The following is an 11,715-nucleotide window of genomic DNA, read 5'->3' on the forward strand; positions in this document are numbered from 1 at the left end:
ACAGCTCCTCGGTGTCGGGTTCAACGACACGACAGAGCACCTGGGCGGCCGCCTGATACATCCGCGACGCGACGCGGCTGTCCTGCGCCGCCTGTCGGGGTGTGGAGGTCAGCGTCCGCGCCAGTGCGGCGGCGGGCCCGCGCTCGGGCGGAGCGGCGCATACGTCTTCCACACCATCCGGTAGCGGAACCCGCCGTAAGACACGGCGGTCGCGACGATGGCGAGACCGACCACGACGCCGACGACGACCGCCGCGATCACGGGCGTCCCGAGCGCCGCGCAGAGACCGCCGACGAACATGCCCCCGACCGACCCGTTGACGAGGATGCTGAGGATCATCGACGAGCCGAGCACCTGTTCCAGCCCGCCGCGGTAGCGAAGGAACGAGTACGTCACCATGGACCCGAGTTGGTCGTCGCTGGGTGAGGCGAGGAAATAGCCGGCGGCGGTGGCATCGACGTCGGCGTAGGCGCCGCGGATGCGGTTCATCGCGACCACGTACATGAGGTCCTCTTCGGCGACGGTCATCACGCGCGTGAGCGTGAGCAGGCCGACGACCGACAGGAACCCGAGGATGCCGAGCGCCGCCGCGGGGAACCACGACCCGAACCGCGTCGCCTGCCCGAGCAGGCCGATCGTGACGAGGCCCGCCGAGACGAGCGTGAGATAGATGCTGATCCGCGTGAGCACCTCGCTCTGCGCCGTGCTGCGGGCGGCGAGCAGCCCCCAGTGCTCGGTCGCGAGGATCTGCAGCCGACGCGCGAGCGCGGCGTCGCTCTCGGCTCCGCCCCCGTCGGCCTCGGTCGCCATGGTTCATGGTCCCACCGAGGTCGAGCATGCGGTAGGCCAGGCTCACCAGCCGGGCAGGACAGGGCGCGTGCACCCCGCGCGGCGAGAAGGCCGGGAGTCTAGGCTGGCGCTGTCGGAGGAGGTTCCCATGACCGTCGACATCGAGGTCGTTCCGCTGGAGAAGCCGGACGACGTGAACGTCATCGTGGGCCAATCGCATTTCATCAAGACCGTCGAGGATCTGCACGAAGCGCTCGCCGGGGTGGGGGGAACCCTGCGGTTCGGGGTCGCGTTCTGCGAGGCGTCCGGCGCGCGGCTCGTGCGTCGCACCGGCAACGACGACGACCTCGTCGCCCTCGCCGTCGACGCCGCGCTGGCGATCGGCGCGGGCCACTCGTTCGTGATCATGCTGCAGGGCGGCTTCCCGGTGAATGTCCTCAACCAGGTGAAGGCCGTGCCCGAGGTCTGCTCCGTCTACTGCGCGACCGCGAACCCCATCCAGATGCTCGTCGCCGTGACCGACGCCGGCCGCGGCGTCGCGGGTGTCATCGACGGCCGGCCGCCGGCCGGCGTCGAGACCGAACAGGACGTCGCCGACCGCCGCGATCTGCTGCGCGCCATCGGGTACAAGCTCTGACGCGACGGCGGTGGGGATCGACGATCGCCCGGATGCCGCTAGCGTCGAAGGGCGCGGTGATGCGCCGGCCAGGAGGATCGCAGATGGAGCATTTCGACACGATCGTGGTGGGCGCGGGGGTGGCGGGTCTGACCGCCGCGCGCCTCCTGGGCAGGGCCGGCCATCGTGTCGTCGTGCTCGAGGCCCGCGACCGCGTGGGCGGCCGGGTCTCGACAGACCGCCATTTCACGGGGATCGTGACCGACATGGGCGCCTCGTGGATCCACGGCATCACCGACTCCCCCGTCGCCGCGGCGGCGGAGGCTTTCGGCATGCGCACCGTCGAGTTCACCGTCGGCGGCTACCAGCCCGACAGCCGGCCGATCGCGTACTACGGACCCGACGGGAAGCGATTGACGGATGCCGCCACCCGGGCATTCATCGACGACATCCACGCCGTGGACGCCACGCTGCGGGAGGTGGTCGCGTCATCCGCTCCCGATGCGTCGTACCGCGACGTGACCGACGCCGCGCTCACCGCCCAGGGATGGGACGCGGAGCGGACGCAGCGCGTGCGCGAGTACCTCGAGCACCGTTCGGAGGAGCAGTACGGCGCCTGGATCGAGGACCTCGCCGCCCACGGGCTCGACGACGACTCGATCGACGGCGACGAGGTCGTGTTCCCCGACGGGTACGACCGCCTTCCCCGGCGGCTCGCCGAGGGACTCGACATCCGTCTGATCCATGTCGTGTCCGACGTGCAGTGGTCGGCGGGGGGCGTGCTGGTCACGACCGACCACGGGCTGTTCTCCGCCGACACCGCGATCGTCACGGTGCCGGTGGGCGTGCTGCAGTCGGACGAGTTCGTGATCGAGCCCGCATTGCCTGAACCCGTCGCAGGTGCGCTGAGCAGGCTCACGATGAACGCGTTCGAGAAGGTGTTCCTGCGGTTCCCGACGAAGTTCTGGGACGACGGCGTCTACGCGATCCGCCAGCAAGGACCCGAGAGTCGCTGGTGGCACTCCTGGTACGACCTCACCGCGCTCGACGGCACGCCGACGCTGCTGACCTTCGCGGCCGGCCCGGCGGCGCTCGAGACGTGGGACTGGACCGAGGACGAGATCGTCGAGTCGATCCTCGTGCAGCTCCGGCGCCTGTACGGCGACCGCGTCGAGCTGCCGATGTACGTGCACGTCACGGACTGGCAGGACGACCCGTGGTCGCACGGGTCGTACGCCTACATGACGGTCGGATCGACCACGGCCGACCACGACGACCTCTCGACGCCGATCGGCGGCGTGCTCCACCTCGCCGGTGAGGCGACCTGGACCGACGACCCCGCGACCGTGCCCGCCGCGATGTTCTCGGGCCACCGCGCGGCGTCGAGGGTGCTCGGACGCGACATCGCCATCGAGGGGGCCTGGGCCGACTGACGCCCGGCCGGGCGGGTGTCGATCTTGTGGCGGGGTGCGCGGAGTGCGATTCTGCACCTGAGCCCACGAGCGTGGGCCGACCTGGCCGATAGGACGACACCATGGCCGCGTCCAGCCCCGCACCGCAGGGGAGCTTCGTGGTCGACCTCGCGGAGCTGTCGGTCGCTGACCTCGCGACCGTCGGCGGCAAGGCGGCGAACCTCGGCGAACTGATCCGCGCGGGCTTCGACGTCCCGCCGGGCTTCTGCGTCACGACCGCGGCGTATCGGCGCGCGGTGCGTGGGTCAGCGGTCGAATCGGGGACGATCACGGATGCCGCGGCCGCCCGTGCGGCCGTGCTCGAGGCGCCGTTCCCCTACGAGGTGGCCCGGGCGGTGCGGGAGGCGTACGATCGCCTGGCGCCCAGGGCAGGCGCCGTCGCCGTCCGATCGTCGGCGACCGCGGAAGACCTGCCCGGAGCGAGCTTCGCCGGCCAGCAGGACACATACCTCGACGTCGCCGGCGTCGACGACGTGCTGGACGCCGTCCACCGCTGCTGGGCGTCCCTCTGGACCGACCGAGCGGTCGCGTACCGCGCCGCCCAGGGCATCGAGGGCGCGGGAGTCGCGCTGGCGGTCGTCGTGCAGCGGATGGTCGACGCCGAGTCCGCCGGCGTGCTGTTCACGGCCGACCCGGTGACCGGTCGCCGCCGTCAGGCGGTGCTCGACGCGGCACGCGGCCTCGGCGAGGCCGTCGTGTCGGGCTCGGTCGACCCGGATCACTTCGTCGTCGACACGGCGACAGGGCGGATCCTCGATCGGCGACCCGGCGGTGAGGCCGACCAGCCGGCGAGCGTCACCGACGCGCAGGTGCGTGCGCTCGCCGCGCTCGGAGACCGAGTGGAGCGCGCGTTCGGCAGCCCGCAGGACATCGAGTGGGCGATCGACGGCGACGGGCACGCCTGGCTCACCCAGTCGCGGCCGGTGACGACGCTCTTCCCCGTGCCGGTACGCGATGCACCCCGCCCTGCCACCGACACCCGTGTGTACTTCTGCGTCAGCCTCGCGCAGGGGCTCCATCGGCCCATCACGCCGATGGGCATCGCCGCCTTCCGGGTGATCGGCTCGGGGTTCCTCGACCTCATCGGCCGACGCCCGGCCCGCATCGTCGACGGACCCGGCGCGTTCGCCATCGGCGGCGAGCGCATCTTCGTCGACGCGACGCCCGTCGTGCGCTCGGCGGTCGGCCGTGAGATCTTCCCTCGGGCGCTCGACGTGATGGAGGCGCGCTCCGCCGTCGTGCTGCGCGGGCTGTTCGACGACCCGCGGTTCACGGTGCTCCCGCGGTCCCGGCGACGCTTCGCCCGCGGCTTCCTGCACCTTGCCGCCCGCATACGGCTGCCCCTGCTCCTCGGACAGGCGTTCTTCAGCCCGGCCGCCGCCCAGCGACGGGTGCAGCGGCTCGCCGCCGAGGTGCGGGCGCGGGACATCGCCGGCGGCGACATCCCGACCCGCGTCGACGGCGTCGTCGATCTGCTCTTGCGCACGATGCCCCTGGCGCCGCGGAGCCTGCCCGGCGCCGTCGTCGGATTCGGAATGCTCGGGCTCGCCGCCCGGCTGCTGCGCGGCTCGACGCAGCCGGGAGACCTCCAGACCGTGCTCCGCAGTGTGCCCGACAACGTCACCACGCAGATGGATCTCGAACTGTGGGACGTCGCGGTGCGCGCGCGGCGCGACGCCGAGTCGGCTGCGGCGCTTCGCACCCGCGACGCCGAAGACCTCGCCGACGCCTACCTCGCGGGCGCGTTGCCGGCCGTGCTGCAGCGCGCGATGGCGAACTTCCTCGCCCGCTACGGCCACCGCGCCGTCGCGGAGATCGATCTCGGCATGCCGCGATGGGCTGAAGACCCCACCCACCTCTTCGGCGTGCTGACGGGTTACCTTCGCCTCGACACGGATGCTGCGACCCCCGCGCAGCACTTCGCCGCCGGTGCGCGCGACGCCGAGGCGATGATCGACACCCTCGTCCACCGCGCGCGTGAGCGCAGCCGGCTTCGCGCCGCCGCCGCCGGGTTCTGCCTTCGGCGGGCTCGAGCGCTCGTCGGCATGCGCGAGATGCCGAAGTTCCTCATGATCATCGCGATGCGCCGGGCACGCGCGGAACTGGTCGCCATCGGCGTCGAGCTCGCCGCCGCGGGTCGGGTCGCAGATCCCGCCGACGTGTTCTTCCTCGACTTCGACGAGACGAACCGCGCCGCGGCCGGCACCGACATGCGTGCGACGGTCCGCGAGCGCAGAGACCGGTACAACGCCGAGCTCCGCCGGCGGCACGTGCCGCGCATGCTGCTGTCCGACGGCACGGAACCGGAGGCCGTCGGCGCCGGCTCCGCCGCTGATCAGCCCGGGGCGCTGCGTGGCACTCCGGCGTCGGCCGGGACCGCCACCGCCCCCGCGCGCGTCATCCTCGACCCGGTCGGGGCGCACCTCGAGCCCGGCGAGATCCTCGTCGCCCCCTCGACCGATCCGGGCTGGACCCCGCTGTTCCTCACGGCGGGCGGCCTCGTCATGGAGATGGGCGGCGCCAACAGCCACGGCGCGGTCGTCGCGCGGGAGTACGGCATCCCCGCGGTCGTCGGAGTTGCGCACGCGACCGAGACGATCACGACGGGCGTCGATGTGACCGTCGACGGGGCATCGGGCGTGGTGACCGTGCCGCTTCGCAGCGCCGGTTCCTAGCGGGCCTGCAGGCCGACCTTGGGCTTCGCCCACGAGCGACCGCGGGTGTCCTTGAGGATGTCGTACTCGACGTCGACGTGCGGTTCGATGGCGCTGTACTTGTCGTTCGGCGCACCGATCACGAGCTGGAAGCCGAGGCCCCGCCACGCGCCGATCGCGCGCTTGGTGAAGTGGGCGTCGGCCTTGATCAGCGCCTCGTCCATGAACACCGGGGCGTAGCGCGGACGCGCCGCACCGGCATCGCCGAGCTGATACCGCAGGGCCGCGCCGACGATGAAGGCGATCAGCTCCTGCGACTCGCCGCCGGACTTCTCGCCGATGTGGTCGTAGAGCGCGACGTGCTGCTTGGTCGCGGCGTCGACGCGCTCGGCGCTCACGCGCACATGGTTGCGCACGTCGATCAGGTCGCCGAAGTCGGGGGCCGAGCGGCGCATGTGGCCGATCAGCTTCGACATCCGCCGGTAGACCTGCTCGCGCTCGTCGTCGGACGATGCCGCCTCGATGAGCGCACGCACCTCGCGCAGTTCGCGGCGGAAGCGGCGGCGCGCCTCCGACTGGTTCTCGCGCGTCGTGATCTGCAGGCGGTGATCGTCGTCGTAGAACGGCAGATCCTGCATGATCTCGTTGATCGGCTCGATGCGATCGCGGATCTCGCGGATCGAGCGGCTCAGCGTCGAGTCGAGGTTCGTGAGGTCATTGCCCGACAGCTTCAGCAGGCTGTCGCGCCACTCGGCCTCGAGCTCGTGGAGCCCGCTCGTTCGGAGCGCCTCCAGGATGCGCTCGAAGTCGTCGACGGACTCATCCGGGTCGGGCAGGAGGTTCGGGTTCGGCCAGCGCTCCAGGAAGCTCACCATGATCCGCCGCACGCTGTCGCGCTGCTGCTCGAGCGAGTCGGCGGCGGCCCGGCGGTCCTCGGTCAACCGCTGCGCGGCGGTCGTGAGCGCGGCGACGAAACCGGCCAGCGCGTCCGATGCGCTCGCCTGCCGCGATGTCTCGGTCAGGCTGAAACGTTCGTCGAGGAACGCGATCTGCTCGGGGCGCAGCATCCGTCCCGCGTCTTCGGCGGCGTCGATCACCGTCTGGTCCGCGTCGACGTCGTCGATGACGTCGCTCCACTGCGACTCGATCTGCTCGCGCTCGACCGTGGTGCGCGCGATCTCTTCGCGCAGGCGTGCCGCCTTGCCCTTGGCCGCGGCGATCTGCCCCTGCACGCGGGCGATCTCGGGATTGGCTGCCGTCACGTCGTCCTGCACGGCGAGCCAGCGGTCCCGCTCGGCCGTGACGGCGGCGACGTCGACCTGCTCCCACGTGAGATCGCGGACCTTGGCGTACACCGCGAAGCGAGCGTCGACGGCGTCCAGCGCGGCATCCGCCCGCTTGCGGTTCTCCGCCGCGCGCTCGAGCCGCGGACGGGCGTCGTCGAGCTGCCGCGCGAGGTCGGCGAGCCGCCGGTCGTTGGAGAACCCGAGCACGTTCTCACGGCCGTGGCCGCCGTGCGCACCTCGACTGCCCTGCGACATCTGACCGGTGATCGTGAGCGCCATGCGGTGCTGCGACAGGCCGGTGGCGGAGTCGACGCACACGAAGCCGAAGCGGTCGGCGAGGCGCTCCTGCAGCCAGCCCGTGAACGGCGTGCTCTGGTAATCGAGACGACCGGGCAGCGTGGTCGTGTCGCGCAGGTCCGCCTCGTCGAGTCCGGCGTGGACGCCCTCGTAGCGCAGCCGCACCGGCGTGCGCACCGCGTCGATCGCCGTGCGGAACCGCCCGAGATGGTCCACGTCGATGAGCAGCGTCGTCGCGAAACCACCCAGCGCGAGGTTGAAGGCCTCGCGCCACGGCTCGAACTCCGTGCGCACCTCGACGAGCTCGCCGACGAACGGCAGGTCCTCGACCTCGATGCCGGCCGCACGCGCCACGAGCTCGCGCGATTCGTGCAGCGCCCGCGGGATGTTGCCCTGCAGCCCGGTCGCGCGCCGCACCTCGGCCTCCAGCTCGGCGATCTCGCGTGCTGCGGACTTCTCCGCCGAGATCGCCTCGGCATACTCGGCCCGCACGCTGCCCTTCGCATCGCGGTCTGCGAGGCTTGCGCGGGCGCGGTCCATCAGCTCGGTGAACTCCGCCTGCGTGGCGGCGGCCTCGCCGATGGCGCGCAAGTCTGCGTCGAACCCCGCGCGGCGGCTCTGCGTCGCGGTCAGCCGCCGCTCGACCTCGCGCAGCTCCCGCTGCGCGGTCTCGAGGCGATCGCCGCCCGAGAGTCGGAGCACCTCGACGAGTCCGTCGCGCTCCGCCTCTGCGGCGTCGGCCAGCGCACGCTTCTCACGAAGCGTGGTGTCGGCGGCGTTCTTCCGATCGCGCAGCTCGGTCTCGACCTCGCGCAGCATGCCCAGTCGCCGATCGGCGCGCCAGAGCGTCGCCAGCGATGCCGGGTCGGAGAACTCGCCGACCTCGTCGATGAGCCGCACACGTTCCACCGCTGCCGCGATCTTCTCGCGCAGTTCATGGATCGGCTCGAGTGCACTCACCTGCTGGCGCGCCGTGAGCATGCGCGTGCGCGTGCTCTCGAGGCCGTCGAAGTGCGCGACGACGGCGTCGGCCGTGGTCATCGTCTCGGGCTCTTCGAGCACGAGCCGCTTGTACAGATCGTCCACCGTCGTGATCTGCTGGCCGGCCTGGATGCGGGCGAGCAGGCTCATCGCCTTGCCACCCGCGCCCGCGGCGCCGATCCCGAGCACCGCGTGCAGCCGCGCCGAGAACTCGCGATCGGTGCTCACGGGGTCGAGTCCGGCGTTGCGGAGCGAGAGGTCGGAGAGGCGCAGCGCCGCAGCCTGCTGGAGCGAGCTGAGATCGAACGCGCGGTCCGTCGTCGCGCGGACACGCACGGTGTCTTCGAGCACGCGCGCGCCGGCCGGGATGTACCACGCGCGCACGGCGGTGAAGCGGGACCCGTCGTGGTCGATCCACGTCATCGCGACGGCGGTCCACGTGTCTTCGCCGTCGCCGCGGAGCACGCGCATCTTCGTGCCCTCCTCGGTGCGCGACTCGTCGAGCTTGCCGCGTCCGTAGGAGAGGATGTTGCGCTGCTCGTCGCCGCGCGGACGCCCCGTCACTCCCCCGTTCGACGCGCCGTTGAACGGCGTCGTGTGGGGCATCATGAGCGCGATGTACGCGTCCATCAGCGTCGACTTGCCCGAGCCCGAGCCGCCGCACAGCAGGGTCGCCTCGGGTGAGAACCGCACGCGGTGCGCGCCGTCGTAACCACCCCAGTTCACGAGCTGCAGGTCCTCGGCGAGCCACTGCTGCCCGCGCGATGCCGCCGGGATCAGCCCGAACAGCGTGTCGAGCATCGTCACAGCGCGGCCTCCTCGAGGTCGTCTTCGTCGTCGTCTTCGGCCTCGTCGAACACATCGACGGAGGCGACGGATGCTGCGCCCCCCGCGACGGCCGGATCCGACTGGGTCCGCAGCCAGTCGCGCAGCTCGCGCAGCTTCTCGGCACTCAGCACGATCTCGACGAGTGGGCTGATGCGGAACCGGCCGGTGGTCTCCTCGTCGACGATGCCGTCGCGCGCGAGCCGGTCCATCGCCTTGCGGATCGACCGCTGGCGGCGAGCGGTGTCGCCGTCGGCGTCCACGAAGTAGCTCATGACCGTCTGCTCGACGTCCTCGATGTCCACGCGCGCCGCCGGCTCACCCGCGGCCGACTCGCGCTGATAGACGGTGCGCAGGTGCACGAGCACGAGGGTCTCGGAGCGCGTGTAGGCGGCATCCCTGAGCAGGATCGGCATCTCGAACTCGTCGGAGCGCACCTGCTGCTTGTATGCGACGCCGCGGTCGTGGTCGACCACGAGGCGCACGAAGAGATCGTTGAGACGCGACTCGATGAGCTGCTGGTTGTCGAGCAGCACCGTCCACTCCTCGCGGTTGCGGTCCGCCATGAGGAACCGCCGCTGCAGGACGTGGACGAACAGACGCCGCACGGCGGGGTCGAGCACGCCGCGGTCGCCGGGGAAGAGCTCGTCGAGGTCGTTCTCCATCGCAGCGGGCGCGATGAACGCCTCGCCCGCGGCAGCGTCCTCCACGGCGGCGTCGGTGGCGTCGAGATCGCTCTGTGTGGCGGTCTCAGTCATCATCGTGCTCCTTCGCGGTGCGGGCGGTCACGGATCCGAACGCGAACCGTCGCGTCGTCCCGTCAGGGCGCAGGGCTTCGACGACAGACACCCCGCCGGGTTCGCTCATGCCGTTGCGGTGCGCGATCTCGAGGAGGCCGACGAGGTCCACCGGTCGTCGGGCGTCGTCGTCCGCCCCCTGGAACGCGTCGCCCAGATCGAACTCGTCGCCGAGGCCGGCGACATACGCCTCGAGCTCGGCGTACCGGGGTCCGCCCCACGCGCGGGTGTCAGCATCCGTGAACACCGCGTCCTCGTCCGAGGTGGGAAGCGGAGCGGGCGCGCCGGGAGGCCGGATGTCGCTCACCGACTGCCGCAGATGGCCGACGTCGGCCATCGGAAGACTGCGCAGCGGCTCGACCGGTGCATCAGAGGACGAACTGCGGGTCCACGTCTGCAGACCCGACATGACGTCGCGGAGCAGATCGTCGACCTGACGGTCGCGGATCGGGTCGTGGGTGCGGACCTGTCCGGTGATGACGCGCGAGGCGCGGCGCTGCGCGGTGAGCACCTCCTCGACGCCGAGCTCGACGCGGCGGCCGATGGCGTCCAGCTCCTTGCGCTGTTCCCCGTCCATGAGGCGTGTGAACGGCTGGGCGAGCAGCGTGTGCAGCTGCTCGGTGAGGTTGTCGATGCGTTCCGGATCGCCGATGAGGCGCAGCGCGCCGGCGAAGGCGCGACCCTCGGCGGTGGACTGCATGACGTGCTGCCCGCGCTGAAGGTACTCACGCAGCACCTCGCCTGTCGGGCGGACGTCACGACGCAGGTCGGCGACGACGTCGCGCTGCATGGCCTTGATGGATTCGGCGACACGCGTGAAGTCCGCCGGCAGCTCGCGCGCAAGGTGCAGGACGTTCTCTGCCTCTTCGAGGAGCTGCTCGTCGTCGATCGGCTCGGACTGGCCGAGCTCGAGGCGGGCGATCTCGGCGTCGAGCGCGTCACGCTCCTGGATGAGGCGGGCCATCCGGACGGCAGGATCCGTCTCGGCGTGATCGGAGAGCCGCTCGACCGCCTCGAGCAGGGTGCGCACGCGCGAGTTCGACACGCGCGTCCGGGCGCCGGCCGTGCGCCCCGTGATCTCCAGTGCGCCCACCGCGTGCGCGGTCAGGCGGTACACCTCGGCGTCGCCGTCGATCTGCGGCACGAGCCAGCCGACCCGCACCCAGTAGCGGCAGATCTCACGGGCGGTGCCGACCGGGAGCGTGCGATCGCCCTCGTCGTAGCCCGCGGCTCGGAGCTCGTCGAGGATCTCGGCGACCTCGGCGTGCGCATCGGAGATCTCCACCGACGGGCGATCGACCGTGAACACGATCGAGAGCGCTGCGACCACGAAGGGCGCGTAGCGACCGTGGAGCAGGTCGAGGGTGGGGGTTCGGAACGCCGCGAGAGCCCGCAGATATGCCGCCTCGGCACGAGTGTTCCCCATCGGGTCCAGACTACCTGCGGCGGGCACGGGACCACGATTCGGGTCTCGGTCGGTCCTACTATTGGACTCGATCCACTATCTCTCGGAGTTCTCCTTGCGTCGCACCCTGCTCAAGTCCAAGATCCACCGCGCCACCGTCACCGGCAGCGACCTGAACTACGTCGGCTCGATCACGATCGACGCGGATCTGCTGGATCTCGCCGACATCGTCGAGCACGAGCAGGTGCACGTCGTCGACGTGAACAACGGCGCGCGCTTCGAGACGTACACGATCGCCGGCGAGCGCGGCACCGGGGTGATGCAGATCAACGGCGCCGCCGCGCGACTCGTCCACACCGGCGACGTCGTCATCGTGATGTCGTACGCGCAGTACGAGCGCGAAGAGGTGCTCGAGCACACCCCCATCGTGGTCAACATCGACGAGTCGACGCCCGGGGCCCGGGCGAACAGCGTCGCGCGCGTGCTGACGACCGCGAGCTGAGCCACTCGTCCGGCCCCACGCGGGCACACGGGTCGTCCCCAGGTGATCGAGGTGGGAAAGTGATGACCTCCGCGCCCCGCACGGCTTGACA

At 71.3% G+C, this 11,715-nt stretch carries 8 protein-coding genes; 4 read left to right on the plus strand and 4 right to left on the minus strand.

Translation table 11 applies throughout. The annotated features are described in order from the left end of the window. Positions 1–108: 108 nt before the first annotated feature. Complete coding sequence (locus RS82_RS10455) at positions 109–810, minus strand: hypothetical protein (protein WP_045299091.1); 702 nt, start codon at positions 808–810, stop codon at positions 109–111. Positions 811–937: 127 nt separating this feature from the next. On the opposite strand from RS82_RS10455, the gene RS82_RS10460 reads away from it, so the two are divergent. The 3 genes from RS82_RS10460 to RS82_RS10470 all read left to right on the plus strand — a co-directional run bounded on the left by RS82_RS10460 (position 938) and on the right by RS82_RS10470 (position 5,552). Next, positions 938–1,426: an adenosine-specific kinase gene (locus RS82_RS10460; RefSeq protein WP_045299093.1), complete on the plus strand. Its 489-nt coding sequence runs from the start codon at positions 938–940 to the stop codon at positions 1,424–1,426. Between the two features lie 83 nt (positions 1,427–1,509). After that, positions 1,510–2,838, plus strand: coding sequence for a flavin monoamine oxidase family protein (locus RS82_RS10465; RefSeq protein ID WP_045299095.1), 1,329 nt, complete (start codon positions 1,510–1,512; stop codon positions 2,836–2,838). Between the two features lie 101 nt (positions 2,839–2,939). Further along, on the plus strand, positions 2,940–5,552 hold the full coding sequence (locus tag RS82_RS10470; protein ID WP_045299097.1) for a PEP/pyruvate-binding domain-containing protein: 2,613 nt from the start codon (positions 2,940–2,942) through the stop codon (positions 5,550–5,552). On the opposite strand, the gene RS82_RS10475 is transcribed toward RS82_RS10470, so the two are convergent. Genes RS82_RS10475 through RS82_RS10485 form a run of 3 tightly spaced genes read right to left on the minus strand, consistent with a single transcriptional unit; the run spans position 5,549 to position 11,143 of the window. Further along, entirely contained in the window at positions 5,549–8,902 is a 3,354-nt protein-coding gene (locus RS82_RS10475; RefSeq protein ID WP_045299099.1) for an ATP-binding protein, read from the minus strand. The two genes, RS82_RS10470 and RS82_RS10475, sit on opposite strands and share 4 nt — an antisense overlap. Next, on the minus strand, positions 8,899–9,678 hold the full coding sequence (locus RS82_RS10480) for a DUF4194 domain-containing protein (protein WP_084695564.1): 780 nt from the start codon (positions 9,676–9,678) through the stop codon (positions 8,899–8,901). Before RS82_RS10480 ends, RS82_RS10475 begins: the two co-directional genes overlap by 4 nt. Beyond that, the gene (locus RS82_RS10485) at positions 9,671–11,143 is read right to left on the minus strand and encodes a DUF3375 domain-containing protein (RefSeq protein ID WP_045299102.1); all 1,473 of its coding nucleotides are present in this window, start codon (positions 11,141–11,143) and stop codon (positions 9,671–9,673) included. Before RS82_RS10485 ends, RS82_RS10480 begins: the two co-directional genes overlap by 8 nt. A 94-nt stretch (positions 11,144–11,237) precedes the next feature. Between RS82_RS10485 and panD the strand changes: the two genes are divergently transcribed. After that, a complete protein-coding gene (gene panD / locus RS82_RS10490) occupies positions 11,238–11,624 on the plus strand; it encodes an aspartate 1-decarboxylase (RefSeq protein WP_045299221.1) in 387 nt (128 codons plus the stop codon). Positions 11,625–11,715 lie beyond the last annotated feature (91 nt).

This window comes from Microbacterium trichothecenolyticum, from assembly GCF_000956465.1.
Classification (GTDB): Bacteria; Actinomycetota; Actinomycetes; order Actinomycetales; family Microbacteriaceae; genus Microbacterium; species Microbacterium trichothecenolyticum.